The organism is Amycolatopsis sp. NPDC004079 (assembly GCF_040610415.1).
GTDB classification, from domain to species: Bacteria; Actinomycetota; Actinomycetes; order Mycobacteriales; family Pseudonocardiaceae; genus Amycolatopsis; species Amycolatopsis halotolerans.
This window is the reverse complement of record NZ_JBEXMH010000015.1, coordinates 46,323-68,001: the sequence shown is the minus strand read 5'-3', so window position 1 is coordinate 68,001 and position 21,679 is coordinate 46,323. Positions and strand designations below refer to the sequence as shown.

Annotated in this window: 17 protein-coding genes; 4 read left to right on the top strand and 13 right to left on the bottom strand. The window is 69.6% G+C overall.

Annotated elements, in window-relative coordinates; all coding sequences use genetic code 11:
- Positions 1-47: 47 nt before the first annotated feature.
- The 8 genes from ABZX37_RS17995 to ABZX37_RS17960 all read right to left on the bottom strand — a co-directional run bounded on the left by ABZX37_RS17995 (position 48) and on the right by ABZX37_RS17960 (position 6,536).
- A complete protein-coding gene (locus tag ABZX37_RS17995; RefSeq protein ID WP_354740752.1) occupies positions 48-350 on the bottom strand; it encodes a hypothetical protein in 303 nt (100 codons plus the stop codon).
- Positions 347-709, bottom strand: a complete 363-nt coding sequence (locus ABZX37_RS17990; RefSeq protein ID WP_354740750.1) for an Asp23/Gls24 family envelope stress response protein — start codon at positions 707-709, stop codon at positions 347-349. The genes ABZX37_RS17995 and ABZX37_RS17990 overlap by 4 nt, the downstream gene beginning before the upstream one ends.
- Positions 706-1,263 carry an Asp23/Gls24 family envelope stress response protein gene (locus tag ABZX37_RS17985; RefSeq protein WP_354740748.1) on the bottom strand — a complete coding sequence of 186 codons (558 nt, stop codon included), beginning with the start codon at positions 1,261-1,263 and terminating at the stop codon, positions 706-708. Before ABZX37_RS17985 ends, ABZX37_RS17990 begins: the two co-directional genes overlap by 4 nt.
- On the bottom strand, positions 1,254-1,808 hold the full coding sequence (locus ABZX37_RS17980; protein WP_354740746.1) for a sigma-70 family RNA polymerase sigma factor: 555 nt from the start codon (positions 1,806-1,808) through the stop codon (positions 1,254-1,256). Before ABZX37_RS17980 ends, ABZX37_RS17985 begins: the two co-directional genes overlap by 10 nt.
- 92 nt (positions 1,809-1,900) lie before the next feature.
- Complete coding sequence (pyrE, locus tag ABZX37_RS17975) at positions 1,901-2,464, bottom strand: orotate phosphoribosyltransferase (protein ID WP_354740744.1); 564 nt, start codon at positions 2,462-2,464, stop codon at positions 1,901-1,903.
- 40 nt (positions 2,465-2,504) lie between these two features.
- Positions 2,505-4,943, bottom strand: coding sequence for an FtsX-like permease family protein (locus tag ABZX37_RS17970; protein WP_354740742.1), 2,439 nt, complete (start codon positions 4,941-4,943; stop codon positions 2,505-2,507).
- On the bottom strand, positions 4,943-5,689 hold the full coding sequence (locus ABZX37_RS17965; protein ID WP_354740740.1) for an ABC transporter ATP-binding protein: 747 nt from the start codon (positions 5,687-5,689) through the stop codon (positions 4,943-4,945). The genes ABZX37_RS17970 and ABZX37_RS17965 overlap by 1 nt, the downstream gene beginning before the upstream one ends.
- Positions 5,690-5,768: 79 nt before the next feature.
- On the bottom strand, positions 5,769-6,536 hold the full coding sequence (locus tag ABZX37_RS17960) for an SDR family oxidoreductase (RefSeq protein WP_354740738.1): 768 nt from the start codon (positions 6,534-6,536) through the stop codon (positions 5,769-5,771).
- A 61-nt stretch (positions 6,537-6,597) separates the two neighbouring features.
- On the opposite strand from ABZX37_RS17960, the gene ABZX37_RS17955 reads away from it, so the two are divergent.
- Together ABZX37_RS17955 and ABZX37_RS17950 are read left to right on the top strand one after the other, a co-directional pair.
- On the top strand, positions 6,598-7,467 hold the full coding sequence (locus ABZX37_RS17955; RefSeq protein WP_354740736.1) for a hypothetical protein: 870 nt from the start codon (positions 6,598-6,600) through the stop codon (positions 7,465-7,467).
- A gap of 240 nt (positions 7,468-7,707) precedes the next feature.
- A complete protein-coding gene (locus tag ABZX37_RS17950) occupies positions 7,708-10,905 on the top strand; it encodes an arabinosyltransferase domain-containing protein (protein WP_354740734.1) in 3,198 nt (1,065 codons plus the stop codon).
- 55 nt (positions 10,906-10,960) lie between these two features.
- Here ABZX37_RS17950 and ABZX37_RS17945 read toward each other — a convergent pair whose 3' ends face one another.
- Entirely contained in the window at positions 10,961-12,109 is a 1,149-nt protein-coding gene (locus ABZX37_RS17945; protein ID WP_354740733.1) for a glycoside hydrolase family 88 protein, read from the bottom strand.
- A gap of 281 nt (positions 12,110-12,390) precedes the next feature.
- Here ABZX37_RS17945 and ABZX37_RS17940 point away from each other — a divergent pair, with 281 nt between their 5' ends.
- Entirely contained in the window at positions 12,391-13,278 is an 888-nt protein-coding gene (locus ABZX37_RS17940) for a hypothetical protein (RefSeq protein WP_354740731.1), read from the top strand.
- Positions 13,279-13,472: 194 nt separating this feature from the next.
- On the opposite strand, the gene clpB is transcribed toward ABZX37_RS17940, so the two are convergent.
- The 4 genes from clpB to ABZX37_RS17920 form a co-directional block, all read right to left on the bottom strand.
- Positions 13,473-16,067 carry an ATP-dependent chaperone ClpB gene (clpB, locus tag ABZX37_RS17935; protein ID WP_354740729.1) on the bottom strand — a complete coding sequence of 865 codons (2,595 nt, stop codon included), beginning with the start codon at positions 16,065-16,067 and terminating at the stop codon, positions 13,473-13,475.
- A gap of 93 nt (positions 16,068-16,160) precedes the next feature.
- On the bottom strand, positions 16,161-17,348 hold the full coding sequence (locus tag ABZX37_RS17930) for an MFS transporter (protein ID WP_354740727.1): 1,188 nt from the start codon (positions 17,346-17,348) through the stop codon (positions 16,161-16,163).
- Positions 17,349-17,486: 138 nt separating this feature from the next.
- The gene (locus ABZX37_RS17925; protein WP_354740896.1) at positions 17,487-19,607 is read right to left on the bottom strand and encodes an MFS transporter; all 2,121 of its coding nucleotides are present in this window, start codon (positions 19,605-19,607) and stop codon (positions 17,487-17,489) included.
- 38 nt (positions 19,608-19,645) lie between these two features.
- Positions 19,646-20,134, bottom strand: a complete 489-nt coding sequence (locus ABZX37_RS17920; protein WP_354740725.1) for a MarR family winged helix-turn-helix transcriptional regulator — start codon at positions 20,132-20,134, stop codon at positions 19,646-19,648.
- Between the two features lie 345 nt (positions 20,135-20,479).
- Here ABZX37_RS17920 and ABZX37_RS17915 point away from each other — a divergent pair, with 345 nt between their 5' ends.
- Positions 20,480-21,658 (top strand): globin domain-containing protein, encoded by a 1,179-nt coding sequence (locus ABZX37_RS17915; protein ID WP_344287647.1) that lies wholly within the window; start codon positions 20,480-20,482, stop codon positions 21,656-21,658.
- Positions 21,659-21,679: the final 21 nt, after the last annotated feature.

The window sequence follows — 21,679 nt, the reverse complement described above, 5'->3', positions numbered from 1 at the left end:
CGCCCCCCTGGCTCGAATGCCAGGGTACCGAAACGGGCAGGGAGCGTTCAGCCAGTGAACGCCGCTCCGTCGATGTCCGTCACCACCAGGCGAATGCGCGCGTCCGCCCACTCCGTCCCCTCGAGCAGTTCGCGCACCCGCGCCTCGGCGGCCGACAGCAAGGGCGGCAGTGGCAATCGCAGCGCCACCACCCGAACCTCCACTGACTCCGGGGTCAAATCCACCGACCCGCCAGCCGGATCGGTCGGGAGCCAGCCGATTTCCGCGGCCGCGCTCGTCGCGGGGCGAAGGCCGTCGACGGCGGACAGGGCGTCGGCGAGTCTTCCGGCCAGCGAACGCGGATCGGTCACCGCTGCCCCACTTCGATGTCCAAAATGGACACTCGGACGGCGTCCACGGAACGACCGGTCTGCGCGAGGACTTCCCGGAACACCGCGAGCTGCACCGCACGGCCCACGGCGGCGGCTTGGTCCGCGCCCGAGATGACCACGTCGACCTCGACGGTCACGCGGTCCTCGTGGGTGCGGACCCGGACGCCGTCCGCGGGAGCCGGTTCCAGCCCCTTCCAGCGTTGCCGGGCTTCGCGGGCCCAGGCGGTCGCCAAGCCGAGCAGGCCGGGCTCCAGGCGCACGACTCCGGCGGTTTCGGCGGCCGCCCGGGCGGCGACACTCGCGATCACCGGGGCGGCGATCACGTATTCGGCGGTCATTCCCCGTCCTCGTACACGTCTTCCACCAGCAGATCCAGGCTGACCAACGAAATACCCACTCGCGAGGTCGCGGCAGCCGACACCAGTTCTCGTACGCGGGCCAACGTGTCAGCGCCGCTGGTGTTCCCCAGGCGCGTCGTGAGGGTGAGTTCGACCTCGACCTGCGCCGCGCCAGAGGGATCGACGCCGACCTTTCGCACCCGTACGCGGCGGGCGCGGACGTTGCCGGCGGAGTCGGCGGCGTAGCGGAGCACGACCGCGACGGCTTGCTCGCTCACTTCGACCGAGCCCGGTTCGGCGGCGGGAAGGTCCAGCATCTGGCCGCGACGCACCTCGGCGCGGACGGCCGACATGATCCGGCCCACCAGGTCCGGCGGGGTCGGGTCGGGCTCGTCGATCAGCTCCTGCGTCGCCGCGCGCAGGGCCAGCAGGCTTTCCCGCGCGGTGCGGCAGTGGACGCAGTCGCGCTGGTGCTCGTCGACCTCGTCCAGGTTCTCCCAGAGCCGCTCCAGTTCCCGGCCGCACGGCAATCCGTAGTCCTGGTTCACCTCCACGGCTTCATCACCTCCGCCAGCTGCGCACGGGCCCGGGCGATCCGGCCCCGGACCGCGGTGGGGTTCGCGCCGACGATCTCGCTGATCTCGTCGTACGACCGGCCGTGCACCTCACGCAACAGCCAGCACGCGCGCTGCTGCGGCGTCAGCGTCTGAAGCGCCTCGTCGAGCGCGGCGAGCTGGCCGCTGACCTGCACCGCGTGCTCGGGCTGAGTGTCGCGGCGCGGCGATTCGGCCAGGTCGAGGTCGACGTCGGCCTGCGGACGGCGCGCCCGGATCACGTTGAGGCAGCGGTTGGTCGTTCCGCGGTACAGCCAGCCGACGAACGCCTTGTCGTCGTTCAGCTGCGCCAGCTTCCGCCACGCGCCGAGGAACGCTTCTTGCACTACGTCCTCGGCGTCGCCGCGGTGGTGCAGCATTTTCAGGGCGAGCCGAAACATCGGGCCCTGATATCGCTGCACGAGCTGTTCGTACGCGCGTACGTCGCCGTCTCGCGCGCGGCCGACGAGCGTGGCGTCGTCGAGCGGGACACTGGTCGTGGTCACGGCACCCCCTTCCGTCAGGGGGACACCGCGTGGCGGGCATTCGTCACGCACGCATTGTGAGTGACTGTGCTCACTCCCGCTCGGTTGAAGCCTCAGTTGAGCCCGAGGTCGTCCTTGCTCAGCAGGTACCGGTACTCGAGCCCGGCCTTCTCGATGGCCTCGCGCGCGCCGGTGTCGCGGTCGACGACCGTCGCGACGCCGACCACGGTGGCCCCGCCTTCGCGCAGCGCCTCGACCGCGGTGAGGACGCTGCCGCCGGTGGTGGAGGTGTCCTCGACGGCCAGCACCCGCTGCCCGCGCACCTCCACGCCCTCGATCCGGCGCTGCATCCCGTGTTCCTTGATCGCCTTGCGGACGACGAACGCGTCGAGCACGACGCCCTCGGCCGCCGCCGAGTGCAGCATCGCCAGCGCCACCGGATCCGCGCCGAGGGTGAGCCCGCCGGTCGCGACGTAGTCCCAGTCAGCGGTGAGCTGCCGCAGCAGCTTGCCGATCAGCGGGGCGGCCGCGTGCTGCAGCGTCGCCCGCCGGAGGTCGACGTAGTAGTCGGCTTCCTTGCCCGAGGACAAGGTGACTTTGCCGTGCACGACGGCCAGTTCGCTGACCAGCCTGGCCAGTTCGAGCTTCGCAGTTTGATCCAACCCGGGGTACGCCACGGCCGAGAGTCTTACACACGCCACCGACAACTTCCGCGCGTCACTCCCCGGTCGCGACGGCCGTCACCGGACGGGTCCGGGTCGCCACCCAAGCCGGGAGGACCGCGGCGGCCAGGGCGAGCACGATCGCGGTCGCGACGATCACCAGGTAGATGGAGATCGGCCCGTCCGGCAACACCCGGCCGGTCGCGACGAGACAGAACGGCACGATCGCGCCCGCCGACACCACGGTGCCCAGCAGGATGCCGATCGCGGCGATCAGGCCGCCTTCGCCCGCGGCCATCCGCAGCACCTGGCCGCGGGTGAAGCCGCCGAGCCGCTGCAGGCCGAACTCCCTCCGCCGTCGCGAGGTCGCCATGACCAGGGTGTTCACCACGGAGATCACCGTGTAGCCGACGATCATGCCGACCAGCAGGTAGTTCACCCACGCGCCGGTCTCGTCGTTCTTGGCGTTCGCGGCGGCCAGCGTGCTCCGGTCGCCGACGGACACCGGGAGACCGGCGGTCGCGGCGGTCAGGCTCTGGGTCAGCCGGGTCTGGTCGACGCCGGGCGCGGCGCGGACGAGCACCTGCCGGGCCAGACCGGACGTGGTGTGCCCGGCGAGCAGATCGGCGGGCAGCAGGAGCTGTTCGGCCTCGGCCCGCTGGTGCACGATCGCGACGACGCGAAGGGTCCGGTCGGTCCCGTCGCCGAGACGGAGCGTGACGGAATCGCCGACGGACCGGGACACCTCGGCGGTGTCCGGCAGCGCGACCGTCTCGCCGGTGAGGTCGGCGAGGTTGCCGCGCACGACCGTCGCGGCGTTGGTCGTCGCGTCAGTGAGGCCGAGCGCCGGGTAGCCCTTCTTGGTCTGGTTCTCGTCGAACGGCGCGGTGATGAACGCGCGGCTGGTGACGTACGGCGAGACCGCCGCGACGCCGTCCGCGTGCCGGATCCGGTCGATCGCCTCGGGAGAAATCCCGGTGGGACCCGCGACGATCGCGTCGGCACGGAGGTCCGCGGCGAAGGACTGCGCGGAAGCGGCGGTGGTCGTGGTCTGCAGGTAGATGTTGGCGGTCGCGATGCCGACGGCGAGCATGATCGGCGTGACCGCGCCGGCCACCCGGGTGGCCGCGTTGCGCGTGTTGGTGATCGCCAGCCAGCCGGTGACGCCGCTGAACAGGCGCATCGGGCCCTGCAACAGGATCGCGGTCAGCTTCGTGACGCCCGGGCTGATCATCGCGACGCCGATCGCCCACAGCATCACCGCCGGACCCGCGGTGCTCGCCGCGATGGGTCCCGTCATCACCGCGAGCGTGACGATGGCCAGCGCGGTCCCGCCGCCGAAGCACAGGATGGCGAAGATCAGCCGCAGCGGGGTCAGCCAGCCGCGCGGCACGGAGGCCTCGGCGAGCGCCTCGGTCGGCCGGATGCGGCCGACCCGGAATCCGGCCACCAGCGCGGAAATCCCGACGGCGAGCAGGGTCGCGCCCGCCGCGATGATCATCGGGATCCAGCCCTGGTGGAACCGCACGGCGGGCGAAATGAACCCGCCCGAGGTGAACTGCCCGAACAGCCACCCGCCGAACACCGGGCCCAGCGCCGCCGCGGCCCCGGTCGCGAGCACGCCGATGACCAGCGCTTCGCCGAGAACCATGCGACGCAACTGACGCGGGGTCGTGCCGATCGCGCGCAGCAGAGCCAACTCCCGCTGCCGCTGGCGCACCGACAGCATCAACGTGCTCGCGATGACGAACACGGCGACCGAAAGGGACAGGCCGCCCGCGACACCGGACAACGGGATCAGCCGGCCGCCGCTCGCTTGTGCCTCCGGGAATTCGGCGAGTCCGCGCTCATCCCCAGTCAGCACGGAAACGCCCGAACCCAGCTCCAAAGCGGCGGGATTGTCAGTGACGACCCCGAAATAGTCGACCTTGCCAGGGTGGCCGGAGAGCTGGTCGGCCACGCTGTCGGCGAAGAACACGTCAGGACGATCACTGACCTGAGCGACGCGGTATTGGCGCATCGACCCCTGCACAGCAATGTCCACAGTGGATCCAACTGCGACGCCACTAGCCGCAGGCAGCACCACTTCGTCGGCACGCGGCGCAGGCCCGGACAGCCGAGCGGACTCCCAGCCGTGCGCGACGAGAGGCTGCTTGCCCAGCGATACCGGGAAATTCACCTCGCCGACCACAGTGGACACACCGGGCGTCGCGCGGATCGTGTCCGCCATCGACCGGTCCAGCCGGACCCGTTCCGGCAGCGTGACCGACTGCGTCTTGGGCTTCTCGGAATTCTTCCGGAGATCGAAATTCTGTTGTCCGGCAACGACCGCCGACGCCCAGGCCAGCCGATGCGGCGGGGTCGCGGACCGGATCCCGGTCTCCATCAGACCGGCGCAGGCGGACACGATCACCGCGCCGAGGAACGCGGCCACGAACGCGGCGATGAACCCGCCGGTGCGAAAACGCAAGGTACGCAAGGCAAGACTGAACATCAGAAGCCGCCCACCGGCATCCGGTCGGCCCAGGCGCCGAGGTGGGTCATGCGTTCCGCGACCGCCGCGGCGGTCGGGCGGAGCAGCTCGCCGGCGACCCGGCCGTCAGCGAGGAAGACAACCCGGTCGGCATAGGAAGCCGCGACGGGATCGTGCGTCACCATCACGACGGTCAGCCCGCCGCGCACCGATTCCGACAGCAGGCCAAGGATTTCGCCCGCGGTCCGCGTGTCGAGCGCGCCGGTCGGCTCGTCGGCGAACAGCACCGCCGGACGGCTGACCAGCGCGCGAGCGATCGCCACCCGCTGCTGCTGGCCGCCGGACAGCTGGCCCGGCAGGTGCTTGCGCCGGTCGCTCAGCCCGACGTGCCCGAGCATCTCGGCGACGCGGCGGCGGTCCGGACGACGCCCGGCCAGCCGCAGCGGCAGCACGACGTTCTGCTCGACGGTCAGCGCGGGCAGCAGGTTGAACGCCTGGAAGACGAACCCGATCTTGTCCCGGCGCAGCTTCGTCAGCTGGGTCTCGGAGAGCTTGCCCAGCTCCTGGTCGTCGAGCAGCACCGAACCGCTGGTCGGCCGGTCGAGCCCGGCCGCGCAGTGCAGGAACGTGCTCTTGCCCGAGCCCGAGGGGCCCATCACCGCGGTGAACCCGCCGCGCGGGAACGACAGGCTCACCCCGTCCAGTGCCGTGACCCGGCCGTATTCCTTGCGGACGGATTCGAGCCGCACCGCTTCCCCAGTCGCCATGGGGAAAACGCTATGGGTTTACGGGGGGAAACACCCTGGGGCACACACGCCGGGACGGGGTAGGGCTTTCCCTACCCCCTCAGGTGCGGCGGCGGTTGCCCAAACCTCCGGCGAGCTTGCGCAGCACCGGCCTCGGCAGCAGTCCGCCGATCCCGACCAGGGCTTTGTACTGCAGGCTCGGCACCGAAATCACCTTGCCGCGCCGCAGGTCAGCGAGGGCTTCGTCGACGACCTGCGCCACGTCGAGCCACAGCGCCTTCGGCCCCTCCCGCTGCAGACCGGCGCGCTCGTGGAACTCGGTGTAGGTGAAGCCGGGACACAGCGCCATCATCCGCACGCCCTTCGGCAGCGACATCGCGATGCCCTCGGTGAACGACGTGACCCAGTTCTTGCTGGCGGTATAGGTCGAGCCGCGTCCCGAGAAGAAGCCAGCGACGCTGCTGACGTTGATCACGTCGCCGCGTCCGCGTTCGACCATGCCCGGCAGCGCCGCCCGGCTCAGCTGCAGCACGGCGGTCACGTTCACGTCGAGCTGGCGCTGCAGGTCCTCGGCCGGGATCTCCCAGAACTCGCCGCTCAGCCCGAAGCCCGCGTTGTTGACCAGCAGGTCGACCGGCCGGGTTTCGAGCAGCTCGGCGACCCGCTTGCGGCCGTCCACTTCGGACAGATCGGCGGACAGCACGGTCACCTCGACGCCGTGCTGCGCGCGCAGCTGCTCGGCCAGCGCGGTCAGCCGTTCCTCGTCGCGGGCGACCAGGACGAGGTCGTGCTTCTCGGCGGCGAGCCGGCGCGCGAATTCCGCGCCGATGCCCGCGGTGGCTCCGGTGATCACAGAAGTGGTGGTCATGTGGGTGAAGCTACCCGTTTTTCAGCTGCGTTCGCCCTGGTGGCGCAGTATGGTCCGGCGCATGGGCAAGCACACCAAGCGGACGCCCGGATATCTGCCCCGGATGGCCGCCGGTGCGGCGCCCCTCGCTCTGTTGCTCGCCGGCCCGGCCGCGGCGCTGGCGGACACCCCGCGCGGGGGACTGCCGCTCGACCTGCACCAGCACGGTTCCTCCTCCGACCTGCAGTTCACCCGCGACGAGACGATGGCGACGCGTGACCTGCCCGCGTCCGCCGCGTCGAACCTGCGCCAGACGCTTGGCTCGAACACCGCCGGCCAGTCCCAGACCCACGACTTGCGGCTTGGCGAGCCGGGTCGCGCGTTCACCGGCAACGACCTCGATGTGCACCACACGCAGCCGTTCGACGGTGCGCACGTGGCCGGTCTGGACCAGTCGATGCGGCACGGCGTCCAGCTGCCGCACGGCGTCGACGCGCTTTCCAGCAGCAAGACCGGCACCGAGACCGGTCTGGCCGGCCGGTTCTCCGGCGATCTGATGAGCGGCACCCGCTTTGAACGCACCTCCGCCGACGCCATCGACCTCGGCCCGGCGGGCTCGGTGGTCGCGAACTCCGACGAGAGCTTGCTCGGCCAGTTCACCGGCAAGCTCGACGTGGCGCGGCTGGAGTCGACCGAGCGGCACAGTGTGTCCGGCGACCTCGGCCCGGTGCACTCGCTGGCCGCGACGAGCCAGTCGACCGCCGAGCGCACGAACCGGTTCCACGGCGAACTCTCGGCGGCGGACATCGCGGCGGCGCGGACGAGTACCGCTTCTACCCTGGGTGTTCCGGTTACCCGGAGCCAGCAGGTGGGTGCCGAAGTGCTCGGAAAACCGGTCATCGACAACGGATGGACAGTTTCCGGACCGCCGTTCACCTTGTCGCCCGGCTGAGTTCACTGACTCGCCGAGTCCGCTTTCGGCAACCGAGTCCGGACCGTTTCCGGATCGTGAAACGGTCTGTCCGGCTCCTGGCTCTGACCTGCTCGGTGTCACCCGTTCGCCGTAAGCGAGTCCGGGTTTACTTCACCCACCGTGGTTATTCGTCGGGGGAATCCCGGCTCGACCAGGTGGGGCCGCCCCCGGGAGAGTCCCCAGCGGGAGGCCCGTTTCCGCTTGGATAGCCTGCGGGGCGTGGTCGACCTCGAATCCGTTGCCGCCGAATCGGCGTCTTCGACAGCTATCGGCAAGAGCCAAGCCGGTCGTCGGGCGCGGTTGCTCGCTGCGGTTTTCGGAATCGCGGGCGCGATCCTCGCGATCGCGGTCCCGTTCCTGCCCGTCACGCTCGAGCAAACCACCCTCGACTGGCCGACCGCCCAGGGCACCAGGGCGGTGACCGCCCCGCTGACCGCGCAGGCGCCGATCTCGCTCGACGCGAAGGTCCCGTGCACGACGGCCCGGGCGCTCGACGCGCGTACCGACGGCAGCGCGGTGCTGTTCAGCACCAACCCGCCGAACTCCGGCATCGGCGTCGTCACCGGGATGGCGCTGCAGGTCGGAAACGGCCAGCTCACGCTTTCCTCACAGGGCCAGCAGCTCGGCTCGGCCCCGGTCGGCGACGGCGATTGCACGATCACCGTGCACACCGACGCGAAGCGGACGACAGCGTCCGTCGGCGGGAACCGGATCGCGGACGTCACCGACGACCACCGGCCGCAGCTCACCGGTTACTACTCAGACCTCACGAATCAGGACGACACGCACGGCCTCTCGGTCTCCGCGCAGGTCGACAACCGCTGGGCCAGCACCGCGACCGGCATCAAGCTCGCCGCCATCGTGCTGTCGGTGCTCTGCTTCATCGGCGCGGTGCTCGCGCTGTACCGCCTGGACCGGCTTTCCGGCCGACGCGCGCCCCGGCTGGCCGCGCGCGGCTGGTGGAAGCTGAAATTCCTCGACATAGCCGTGCTCGGCACGCTCGTCGTCTGGTGGCTGATCGGCGCGATGACCGCCGACGACGGCTACTTCACGACCATGGCGCGTGTCCGCGGCGACGCCGGCTACATCGGCGAGTACTACCGATGGTTCGCCGCGCCGGACGCGCCGATGGCGTGGTTCGTCGATATCTACGCGGCGATGGCCAAGGTCAGTTCGCTCACGCCGTGGATGCGGCTGCCGTCGCTGTTGATGGGCGTCGCCTGCTGGATGCTGATCAGCCGCGGCGTGCTGCCGAGACTCGGCAGGCAGGTGCGGATCAGCAGCGCGGCAGGCTGGGCGGCGGGCGCGGTCTTCCTCGCCTTCTGGCTGCCCTACGACAACGGCCTGCGCCCGGAGAACCTGGTCGCGCTGCTTTCGCTGATCTCGATCTGCACCGTCGAACGCGCGGTCGCCACCCGGCGGCTGGGTCCGGCGGCGATCGGGCTGACCGTCGCGGCGCTGTGTGTCGCGGTCAACCCGCATGGGCTGATGGCCGTGCTGCCGTTCGTGGTCGGGCTGAAGCCGCTGGCGAAGATCGTGCTCCGGCATGCCCGCCAGTTCGGCTGGGTGCCGGTGCTCGCGCCGATCGCCGCCGCCGGGCTGGTGATTCTCACGCTGATCTTCTGCGACCAGACCCTGCGCGGCGCACTGGAATCGGTGCGGCTGCGGTCGTCGCTCGGACCGACCGGTTCCTGGTACGACGAGCTCGACCGGTACTCGATGCTGTTCAGCAACGGCCCGGACGGCTCCATGACGCGCCGGTTCCCGGTGCTGTTGATCTTCCTGTGCCTGGCGACCTGCGCGGTCGTGCTGCTGCGGCGCGGCAACATCCGCGGCGCCGCGCTCGGCCCGAGCCGCCGGCTGCTCGGCATCAGCGCACTGTCCTTTGTGGTCTTGGCGCTGGCTCCGACCAAGCACACGCACCACTTCGGCATGCTGGTCGCGGTCGGCGGACCGCTCGCCGCGCTCACCGCGTTGTCGACGAGTACGACCGTGCTGTTCTCGCGCCGCAACCGCGCGGCGTTCTTCGCGGGACTGATGGTGATCGTCGCGCTGGCTTCCACCGGGCCGAACGCCTGGTGGTACGTCTCGGCCTGGGGCGTGCCCTGGTTCGACCTGCCGCCGCAGGTGTTCGGCATCAAGCTGAGCACGATGGCGCTCGTGGCGGCGGCGGTCGCGCTGGCGATCGCGGCGATCGAGCACATGAAGCACAACGAGCACGAACCGTTCGTCCCGCCCGCGCCGGTCGCGAAGGGCGACCTGGAAAACCGCGGCCGGGCGCTGCGGCTCGGGCTCGCTCCGCTGTCGACGGTGTGCGCGATTCTGGTGCTGTTCGAGATCGGCAGCATCGCCAAGGGCATCCAGAAACGCTGGGACACCTACAACATGGGTGCCGACAACATCCGCCAACTGGCCGGGCAAAGCTGCGGGCTGTCCGACTACATCAAGGTCGAACGCGACCCGAAGGCCGGGCTGCTGCAAGCCGCGCCGCAGCAACCGGAGAACGCCGCACCCGGCTGGCAGGTGCCCGCCGACGCCGACCGCGGGGTCACCCCGAAGGACTGGCTGGCCAGCACTCAGAAGGGCTTCGTCACCAACGGCGGACTGCCGACCGAGAACGCCGACAGCTGGAACCCGCCGTACCAGTTCGGCAAGGACGGCGCCCCGATCTGGGGCAGCTACCACAAGTCCGGCGACGGCGCGGGCGACCTGCGGACGCAGTGGTACTCGGTCCCGGAGCGGGCGCGCGACGGCTCGGTGCCGATCGTCGTCGCCCTCGCGGGCAAGGCCGACGACCCGAACTCGCTGACCGCCGAATTCGGCAAGAACACCCCCGCCGGGTTCCAGGTGCTCGGCCGCGAGCAGCTCGACGCGAAGAAGAAGGACACCAACTGGCGCGACGCGCGGGTCAGCGTGCCCGAGGGCGCGGACCAGGTGCGGATCGTGGCGAAGGGCCGCGGGCTCGGCAGCGACGGCTGGGTCGCGTTCAGCGCGCCGCGGGCGCCGAAGATCGCGAAGATGACCGACGTCGTCGGGCAGGACCCGGTGTTCCTGGAATGGGCCGCCGCCGCGCAGCACCCGTGCCTGCGCCCGTCGTCGATCCACAACGGGATCGCCGAGGTGCCGAAGTACCGGATCAGCGCGGGCGACGACCTGCGCACGGTCGGCAAGTACTGGTCCTCGCCGGCGGGCGGCGGGTCGTTCGTGTGGATGAACGTGGCGACCCAGATGCAGGCGCTGCCGACGTATCTGGAAGGCGACGTCGAGCGGGACTGGGGCACGTTGTACGAGGTGACTCCCGAGGTCTCGAACGCGCTTCCGGCTTCGGCGGCGTTGCATCAGCAGTCGGTGACGCATTCCGGGATCTGGTCGCCCGGGCCGCTGGCCAAGCCCGCCAACCCGACCGGCGAGTCGTAAGCCCTACGTGCTGTGAAGGGCTCCTTGATTCCCTCAAGGAGCCCTTCACGGACGTTCAGCAGCGGTACCGGGTGAACTGCTCGTTCATGATCAAAAATGCGCCGAGGCCATGGAAATCATTGGTCAGCCGCTTGCGAGCGAAGTAGAAGTTCATGTCGCCGACGTTCGTTCCTTCGCAAATGTCGGCGAGATTCGTCAGCCCGTCCGCCCCGACGGACACCTTCTGCAGCACCCCGGCATACCCGCGCTGTGCGACCGAGGCATAAGAAGCAGGCAGATACCCGCGCTCGATCCCCCGGGAAACAGTGAACGCGTACATCGAGGACGCGGACGTCTCGAGCCAGTTCCCGGCGTCGCCGCCGTGGTCGACCACCTGATACCACCGGCCGGTCCGCGGATCCTGGAACCGGCGGTAGCCCTCGGCGAGGAACTTGACGATCCCGATCAGCTCCGGCCGTCGCGGATGGTCCGCGGGCAGCACCTCGAGGATGTCGATCGCGGCCATCCCGAACCAGCCGATCGCGCGGGCCCAGTGGAAGCTGGAGTGCTTGCCGGGGCCGGTCGCCCACGGCTGGGTGCCGCTTTCGTCGTAGGCGTGGTAGATCAGGCCCTTTGCAGGCTCCTTGAGGTGTCCGAAGTAGACGGAGAGGTTCTTGGCGGATTCCTCGTAGCAGTAGGTCGGATCGTTGAAGACCTTGCCGTACAACGCGAGGAACGGCTGCGCCATGTACACCCCGTCGCCCCACAGCTGGTGCTGACGGCTGACCGCGTGCCACATCCCGCCGTCGCTCGTGCGCGGGTAGGTCTCGAAGCGTTTGCGCAGCTGGTCGGCGGCCTTGCGGTACTTGGCGTCGCCGGTTTCGTTGTACAGCAACGGAAGCATCTGGCAGGCGCGCATCGAGTCGAGGCTGCTGAAGCTGTTGGAGATGCCGTCGGCGGTGATGAAACGGTCGTACCAGGCGACTAGGTAGTCGAGGTACTTTTGTTCCTTCGTTCGCCGGTAGAAGAGGTATTGGCCGTAGAAGTAGAGGCCGAGCGGATAGCTCCAGCCGCCGATGGACGCCGGGGTGTAGCGCTTCATGGTGGAGTCGATGACGGCGCGGGACCAGTCGCGCGCGGTGCCCGCCGCCGCGACTCCGGGCAGCGCGAGCGTGCCGAGCGCCGCTGCGGTCCCGGCGAGTACCGATCTTCTCGAGAGGGACATGCGGTGTCCTTCCTGCTGTCGGCGGCGGCGGGAAAGAGTTGTCGAACGACCTCTACTCGCCGGCGGAGCGGTCCGGCAAGGTTCCTGTCCGGGTTGTCCGCCGTGATCGCTGGATAGGCGCAGCGGGCCGTCCGGTCAGCGGGAACCTGTCCGCAATGGACACCTGAGCCGGGCGATTAGCCGATATGTCGACGTAACCTGGACGGTTCCGGCCAAACGGGGCGCGCCGACACGGTGCCGCCGTCCGGGTAGGAGGGCTCGGCAGCGATACCCTGACCGGCGTGGGTATCTCGGCGTGGATCTGGTTCGTCATCGCCGCCGTCGCGCTGGTGGCGGGGCTCGGCCTGCTCTTCGCGGACCGGGCCAGGGAAGGCTCGCGCAACCGTGAGCGGCAGCGCTGGGCCCAGTTGCGCGGCTGGCAGTTCGTGGAAGAGGACGAACGGCTGCCCCGGCAGTGGTCGGGGGGCGCGATCGGCTACTTCGGAGCCGACGCGGCGGTGAACGTCGTCGCGGGCTCCACCTTCACCTCCGACGGCCGCCGTCCGGTGTTCATCTTCGACATCGAGTCGCAAGGCCAGGTGCCCGCGGTGGTCGTGGCCGTGCGCTGCAACAAGACGCACCGGGTGCCGGTCGAGATGTGGCTGTCGAGCGTGCCGTTCCAGCGCGAGAACATGCCGGAGATGCTCGGCCCGATCGGCCAGCGCTACGCCTTCGCGGACGATTCCGAGGGGGCTCGCCAGGTCATCACCCAGGATCTCGTCGACGCGGCTGACCAGCTCGGCGGCGACGTCGGCGTGGCGTGGCTGGAGAACGAGTGGGTGCTGGCGAGCGTCGTGCCGGGGGCCGGGCCGTCGCGGCTTGAGCGGCTGCTACGTGATCTGGGCGAGATCGCGGACATCGTGGATCCGTTTGACGAGGATTACGACTCGAACCGCACTTGGACGCCTTCCGCGGGCACTCCGACGAGCGCTCCTTCTCCGGCGGACACCCAGGCGACGCGGCCGGTCGACACTCGTGCGGTGGACACGACGGCTCCTTCACCGGCGGATACGCGGGCTACTGAGCGGCAGCCTTCGCCGCCCGCACCGCGGACTCCGCCGCCGGGCGGTGGCGCGACTCCGGTTTCACCGGCGCGTCCGGCGGAACCGGAGCGTGGGGAAGACTCCTGAGAGCTTGAGACGGGAACCGCCCGGTCGCGTGGATGCGGCCGGGCGGTTTCGCGTTCGGGGCTGGTTGGGGATGAGGTCTGCGCTGAAGGTCGCGCTTGCTTCGGCATCGGCGCGAACGATCCCCCCAAATGCAGTGAAGGGCTCCTTGAGGGAATCTGATTCCCTCAAGGAGCCCTTCACGGACCGTCCGAGTGTCAGACCCGCGACACCTTCAGCGTGTCCCCGGTTTCCAGCTCAGGCAGGTCCACCCGCACGGTGTCCCCGTCCCGGACCTCACCGGACAGCAGCTGCTTAGCCAGCTGGTCCCCGATCGCCGACTGCACCAGGCGACGCAGCGGACGCGCGCCGTAGATCGGGTCGAAGCCGTTCAGAGCCAGCCACTCCCGGGCGCCATCCGTCACCTCGAGGTGCAACCTGCGCTGGGCGAGCCGCTTCGCCAGCCGGGCGACCTGGATGTCCACAATGGACGTCAGTTGCTCGGTGCCGAGTGCGTGGAAGACCACGATGTCGTCCAGCCGGTTCAGGAACTCCGGCTTGAACTGCCGCTGCACGACCTCCATCACCGCGTCGCGGCGCTGGCGTTCGTCGAGCGACGGGTCGGCGATCGCTTGCGAGCCGAGGTTCGACGTCAGGATCAGGATGGTGTTGCGGAAGTCCACCGTCCGGCCCTGGCCGTCGGTCAGCCGCCCGTCGTCGAGGACCTGCAGGAGCACGTCGAACACGTCCGGGTGCGCCTTTTCGACCTCGTCCAGCAGCACCACCGTGTACGGGCGGCGCCGGACGGCTTCGGTCAGCTGGCCGCCCTGGTCGTAGCCGACGTAACCCGGAGGCGCACCCACCAGCCTGGCCACCGAGTGCTTCTCGGAGTACTCGCTCATGTCGATGCGCTGCATCGCGCGTTCGTCGTCGAACAGGAACTCCGCCAGCGCCTTCGCCAGCTCAGTCTTGCCGACACCGGTCGGGCCGAGGAACAGGAACGAGCCGGTCGGCCGGTCCGGGTCCGCGACGCCCGCTCGCGCCCGCCGTACGGCGTCCGCGACGACCTGCACCGCTTGATCCTGGCCGATGACGCGGCGGTTCAGCTCCTCCTCCATCCGGAGCAGCTTGCCCGTCTCGCCTTCGAGCAGACGTCCGGCGGGGATGCCGGTCCACGCGCTGACCACGTCGGCGACGTCGTCCGCGCCCACCTCTTCCTTCAGCATGACGTTCTGCTTGCTGGCCTCGTTCGCGGCCATCGCGGCCTCGAACTCCTTCTCCAGCACCGGAATCCGGCCGTACCGCAGCTCGGCGGCCTTGCCGAGGTCGCCGTCGCGTTCGGCGCGTTCCGATTCGCCGCGCAGTTGCTCCAGTTGCTCCTTCAGCTCACGGACGGTCTCGATCGAGCCCTTCTCGTTCTGCCAACGCGCGGTCAGCGCGGTGAGTTCCTCGCGCTTCTCGGCGAGTTCGGCACGAAGGGCGGTCAGCCGTTCCAAAGAGGCCGCATCGTCCTCTTTGGACAGTGCCATCTCTTCGATCTCCATGCGCCGCACCGCGCGCTCGACCTCGTCGATCTCCACCGGACGCGAGTCGATCTCCATGCGGATCTTCGACGCGGCCTCGTCGACCAGGTCGATCGCCTTGTCAGGCAAGAACCGAGCGGTGATGTAGCGGTCCGACAGCGTCGCGGCGGCCACCAGCGCGGCGTCCGTGATCCGGACGCCGTGGTGCACCTCGTAGCGCTCCTTCAGCCCGCGCAGGATCGCGATGGTGTCCTCCGGCGACGGCTCGCCGACCAGCACCTGCTGGAAACGCCGCTCCAGCGCCGGGTCCTTCTCGATGTGCTGGCGGTACTCGTCGAGCGTGGTCGCGCCGACCATCCGCAGTTCGCCACGAGCGAGCATCGGCTTGATCATGTTGCCCGCGTCCATCGCGCCCTCGCCGGTCGCGCCCGCGCCGACGATGGTGTGCAGCTCGTCGATGAACGTGATGACCTGCCCCGCGGAGTCGGTGATCTCCTTGAGGACGGCCTTCAACCGCTCTTCGAACTCGCCGCGGAACTTGGCTCCGGCCACCATCGACCCGAGGTCGAGTGCGACCACTCGCTTGCCGCGCAACGATTCCGGCACGTCGCCCGCGACGATCCGCTGGGCGAGGCCCTCGACGATCGCCGTCTTGCCGACGCCCGGTTCGCCGATCAGCACCGGGTTGTTCTTGGTACGCCGGGAAAGCACCTGCACGACACGGCGGATCTCGGTGTCGCGGCCGATGACCGGGTCGAGTTCGCCCGAACGCGCCCGATCGGTCAGGTCGACGCCGTACTTCTCCAGCGCCTTGAACGTGCTTTCGGGATCCGCGCTGGTGATCCGGGCCGACCCGCGCACCTTCGCGAACGCCTCGCGCAGCGCGTCCGGCGTGGCGCCGTGCCGCTTGAGCAGGTCCGCGACCTGAGCCCCTTCGGTGGCGAGGCCGACCAGCAGGTGCTCGGTCGACACGTACTCGTCACCCAGTTCGGTGGCGAGCTTCTGCGCCTGCGTGAGCGACTTGACCGCGGGCGCGTCGAACTGCGGCGTCGACACGGTCGCGCCGGTCGCCGACGGCAGCCCGTTGATGATCGGCTCGAGCTCCTTGTGCACGGTCTCCGGGTCCGCCCCGACCGCGGTCAGCAGCGGTGCGGTGGTCCCGTCACCCTGCGCCAGCAGGGCGCCCAGCACATGGGCGGCCGACACGTGCGGGTTGCCGGCCACCGTGGCCGCCTGCGCCGCGGACGAGATCGCCTGCTGGGTCTTCGTGGTCGGGTTGAAAGCGTCCATCCCTCACCTCATGCGTTCGTGGAAATACCTGGTGACAGGCCCGACCAAGGCCCGTCGACAGGTATAACGTCAGCAAAGTTGAGTCTGTTCCGCTCAACTCTGAATTGGTGCCACCGCGGCCGCGGGCAGCCTCGGTCCCAGCCTGCCGAGCCCGAGCGCCGCGAGGCAAGCGCAACCCCCGACCAGGACCCAGGGTAACCACGCCGCCACGGAAAACAACGACACGATCGCCGGAGCGAGCACCTGAGCCACAGTGAACGCGTATTGGAACGCGGCGAGGTAACGGCCCTTCGCCTCGGGCGGCGCGGCGGCCTCGGCGAGCGCGCCGGAGCGCGGCCCGAACACCAGGTCACCGGCGGCGAACACGAGCGTCGCGGCGAGCAGATACGGCACTTGCCAGCTTCTCGGCACCAGCAGCACGCCGACGCTCGTCAGGCACCAAGCGGCGAACAGCGCGGACCCGGCCCGCATCGCGCTGATCCGGCTGAGGCCTCTGGTGAGCCGGAGCGCGACCGTGCCGCCAGCGCTGGTGAGCACGGTCAGCAGGAACAAGATCGCGCCGGGCAGCCACGTCGGTGCGTGCAGCCGGTCGAGCACGAACACCGGGGTGCCGATGAGGAAGAAATCGAGCGACAGCCCGAACAGGCCGCTCAGGAGGATCAACGTCAGGTACGGCCGGTTGCGCAGCACGCCGCTTCGGACGCGGACCACGGGGGCGAACCGGCGGCCAGGCGGGATGAACATCGCGACGATGCCCGCCGCGGCCAGGAAAGTGAGAACGTCCACGACGAGCGCGACGCCGTAGCCGCGGTCGCCGAACCAGGTGAGCAGCACCGACGACATCAGCCCGCCGAGCCCGAAGCCGCCCGCGCGCACCATTCCGACTTCGGCGAACGGCCGGTCCTTCGGCACGTCTCCGGCGACTTCGGAGATGAGCGCGAACAGACAGCTGTAGAACAATTGTTGCCCGGCACCAAGCATGATGGCGGCCACCACAACGCCGCCGACGCCGTGCGCGAACAGATACGCGCTGATTCCGGCAGCCTGCAACAGTTGCGCCGCAAGAACTCCGGTTCTCGGCCCGGCGCGATCCACCAGCCGACCGGCCAGCGGCGGCATGAGAAGCCCTGCTGTAGTGCCCAAAGTGACCGCCGTGCCCGCTTCGACGAGCGGGATTCCGATCACCCGCGTCACGTAAAGCAGTGCGAGCGGAAGAAAAAGTCCGGAACCGAAGTTGTCGATCCCCATAGCCAGCAACATCGCGACCCTGCTTCGCGTCACATATTCGACGCTACCTCTGGGGAAGGGGGACGAGGCAGGGCCGGGAGGGCGCATCGCTCGTCGGCAAATGCCACTCCCAGTAGAAAGCTCGTGAGTGCCTGTCCCGGCCAGAACCGCGACAAACACTCACGAGCCCCTTTAGTCGACGCTGAGTGTTCCTTGGTGCCTAACGAACTCTCGCTCGACGGCTTCGCTCAGCTCGACATCGTGCTGTGCCGCCGCGCCGTCTCCGACCGTCATCGGTTCGGCGTGCGGCGTATATCCGTAAGCCGACACAGTGAGCGTGTAGGCGCCCGGTTCGATTCCCGTGAATCCGTACGCGCCATCGCCGCCTGCAATGTGCGTCGCGGTGACGGTGCCCAGACGATCGGTGAGTGTGAGCACTGCACCAGCGACAGCCGCGTGCCGACCAGCGACGCGTACGCGACCGGAGATGGCGCCCTGGCTGTCCAACAGCAAGTCGTGCCAACGCGCGTTGCCGTTAAGCCGCACAGTCGACACCGCGGGCCGCGTCGAGCCAGCAGTCGCGAGAAGGACGTGCTCTCCCACTGTGTTCGCCGACAGCTCGTACGCGCCGGTACGTCCTGTACGCCCGACGTCGACCTGACGCCCCGCCATGTCGGTGAGCGTAAGCACGACACCGGACACTGGACGACCGCCCGCGTCGAGAACCCGTCCGCGCAGCACGGTGGTCATCTCGACCGGAGCTTCGACCACAGAGACGGCCTCGACCGAGACAGCGGCCGCGGTCGGTGCCGGTGCGTCCGCGTCCAGCGTCCGCCGCAGCGGAACTTCCTTGATGAACAGCACCGCGAGGAAAGTGACCACGGCGATGCAGCCCGCGACGAAGAACACCGTGCCGGTCGCGTCGCCGAACGCCCCGCGCACCACCGGCTGCAGCGCCGGGGGAAGCGACGAGATGGCGAACGTGCCGCCGCCGCCGGAAACCGCGCCGCCGGGGTGAATGCCCATCTGCGAAAGGGAGTTCGCGATGTTCGTGGCCACCCGGGCGGCCAGCACCGCGCCGAGCGCGGACACGCCCGCCGCGCCGCCGAGCGACCGGAAGAACGTGACGACCGAGGACGACGAGCCGATGTCCTTCATCGCCACCGTGTTTTGGACTACCAAAACGAGGTTCTGCATCAGGAAGCCCAGCCCGACGCCGACCAGCGCGAGGTAGCCGCCCATCAGCGTCAGGTTCGTCGCGTGGTCCACCGTCGAGAGCAGGAACAACCCGGCCAGCAGCGAAACCCCGCCCGCGACCATGAACGGCTTGGTGCGCCCGGTGCGGGAGATGACCTGTCCGGCCCCAGTTGACGCGACCGCGAGACCCAGCACCATCGGCAGCGTCATCAGACCGGCGTGCGTCGGCGAGAAACCGCGCGCGATTTGGTAGTACTGGCCAAGGAACACCGACCCGCCGAACATCGCGGTGCCGACCGCCAGCGAGGCGAGCACGGCCATCGTGAAGGTGCGGTTGCGGAAGAGCCGCAGCGGAACCACCGGCTCCGCGACCCGGGATTCGACGAGAACCGCCAGCCCCAGCGCGACAATCGCCCCGCCGACATACGCGGCGCTCGACCACGAGACCCACCCGAAGCTGCCGCCCGCCAGCGAAACCCAGATCAGCAGCAGCGCGACGCCGCCGACCAGCAGGGTCGCGCCCAGCCAGTCGATCCGCACCTTGCGCTTGAGCACCGGCAGCTTCAGCGTGCGGCCGAGCACCACGAACGCGATCACCGCGATCGGCACGCAGACCCAGAAGCACCAGCGCCAGCCGAGCGGCGAGTCCACGATCAGCCCGCCGATCAGCGGGCCGGAAACAGTCGCGACGGCGAACACCGCGCCGGTGTAGCCGGAGTACTTGCCGCGGTCGCGCGGCGCGATCATCGCCGCGATGACGACCTGGATCAGCGCCTGCAGCCCGCCGAGCCCGATGCCCTGCAGCGCGCGGTAGGCGATCAGCTCGGGCATCGACTGCGCGATCCCGCCCAGCGCCGAACCGACGGTGAAGACGACGATCGCGATTTGGTACAGCAGTTTTTTGCTGAACAGGTCCGACAGCTTGCCCCAGATCGGGGTGGTCGCGGTCGACGTCAGCAGCGTCGCGGTGACGACCCAGGTGTACTCGCTCTGCGAACCGTGCAGGTCGGCGAGGATCGTCGGCAGCGCGTTGGACACGATGGTCGACGACAGCAACGCCACCAGCAGGGCCAGCAGCAGGCCGGTGAAGGCCTTGAGGATTTCCCGGTGCGTCATCGGCTGCCCGGAAGCGGTGGTTTCCACTATTCGCTACTTCACTTTCCCGCGTGCGGGGCCTGGCCGGCGCAGTACCCGGACGGGCCGAGCGTCGCGCGCAGACCTTCGTTCAATTCGGCGAGCTGGGAGGTGAGGCCCTCGATCCGGACCTCGTCCCAGCCGCCCAGAGCCGTCTCGAAGAACTCGAGATACTTCTGGCGCCACAGTTCGAGCTGGGCAAGACCGGCCTCGGACACGCTGATCAGCGACGCGCGCCCGTCCTCGGGGGCGGGGCGGCGCTGGATCAGCCCGGCGGCCTGCAACTGGGCGATCTGCCTGCTGATCACCGACAGGTCGACGAGCCTGCGCTTGGCGACCTCGGACGGGCGGGCCTCGCCGTGCTTGGCGAGGTCGGACAGCAGCATCGCCGAGGCCGGGTGGAGCCCGGGCTCGCTCTGCCACGCCTGCATGATCCACAGGTGCTGGAGCTGGGCGGACGCCTTCAGCTCTCGCAGCAGTTCGAGCCGCACGTCGTCAGCTGGGCTCATCGTTCCTCCAGGGCCGGTGCCCACTTGCTTGTATTCTACAAGTTTAGTCGCTGAAGGTTGCGTAGGACAACTATCTAATCGGTGAGCTGCCCCACGTCCCGACCGGCCGGTAACCCGACCGGAGCAACGATGCGGGCATTCCGCCTCAGTGCGGCTACTCTGCGGACCAGACGCCCCGCGGAGCCGACGCGGCGAGCACGTCCAAGGACAACGAGGAGCAGGAGTGGCGAATTCCCCCGCGCGACCGCGCGAGCCGAATCCGACAACCGCGACTGCCCTGCTCTCGTGACCATCCCCTCCCAGCCCCCCGGCCTCCGGTCCCGACCCATGAACGACGACAGCCCGATGACAGCCGATTCGATCAGCCCGCTCCCGCGGACCTCGGCCGCACCCCGGCAGGCGCCGGCGGCCGTCGTCGCGATGGTGCAGCTCATCCGCGACACCTGGGCCAAGTCGGAGCCGTACGCCCCGGAGATCTCCCAGTTCTTCTACGGGATGCTCTTCACGCTCGCGCCCGCCACGCGCGATTTCTTCCCGATCAACATGGAAGTGCAGGGCGGCCGGATCATCCGCGCGCTGGCCCGCGTCGTGCAGATGGTGGACCGGCCGGACGACCTGCTCCCGTTCCTGCGCCAGCTCGGCCGCGACCACCGCAAGTTCGGCGTCGCTCCCAAGCATTACGAGGCCGTCGGCACCGCGCTGCTGGCCGCGTTGAAGAACCACCTCGGCCCGGAGTGGACGCCGGAGGTCGAGCGCGCGTGGGCGGAGGCGTTCACCATCGTCGCGCGCGCGATGCAGGAGGCCGCGGCGGCGGACGAGAACCCGGCGTCGTGGTCGGCCACCGTGGTCGAGCACCGGCGGCTCACCTGGGATCTCGCGCTGGTGCGGGTGATCCCGGACCAGCCGGTGCCGTATTCGCCGGGCCAGTACATGAGCGTCGAGGTGCCGCAGCGGCCGCGGTTGTGGCGGTATCTGTCCCCGGCGAACGCGCCGCGCGAGGACGGCGGCATCGAATTCCACGTGCGCGCGGTCGACGGCGGCTGGGTGTCCCGGGCGATCGTGAGCCACACGCAGGCGGGCGATGTCTGGCGGCTCGGCCCGCCGCTGGGCCGGATGAACGTCAACCGCGAGCAGTCGCGCGGGGTGCTGATGGTCGCCGGTGGCACCGGGGTCGCGCCGCTGCGGTCGATCCTCGACCATCTCGCGCTGTGGGGCGAGAACCCGAAGACGCGGCTGTTCTACGGCGGGCCGACCCGGGAAGACCTCTACGACCTGGAAGAACTGCGCGCGCTCGCCGCGACCAACCCGTGGCTCACCATCACCCCGGTCGTCGAACGCGGCGACCACCTGCCCGGCTGCGAACACGGCACCCTCGCCGAGGCGGTCACGCGGTACGGCGCGTGGCCGGACCACGACATCCTGGTGTCCGGTTCGCCCGCGATGATCCGCGCGACGGTGTCCCGGATGCTGGTCGCGGGAAGCGCGCTGGACCAGATCCAGTACGACCCGTTCACCGCGGACTGAGCGGAATCGGGCCCGCGTGGC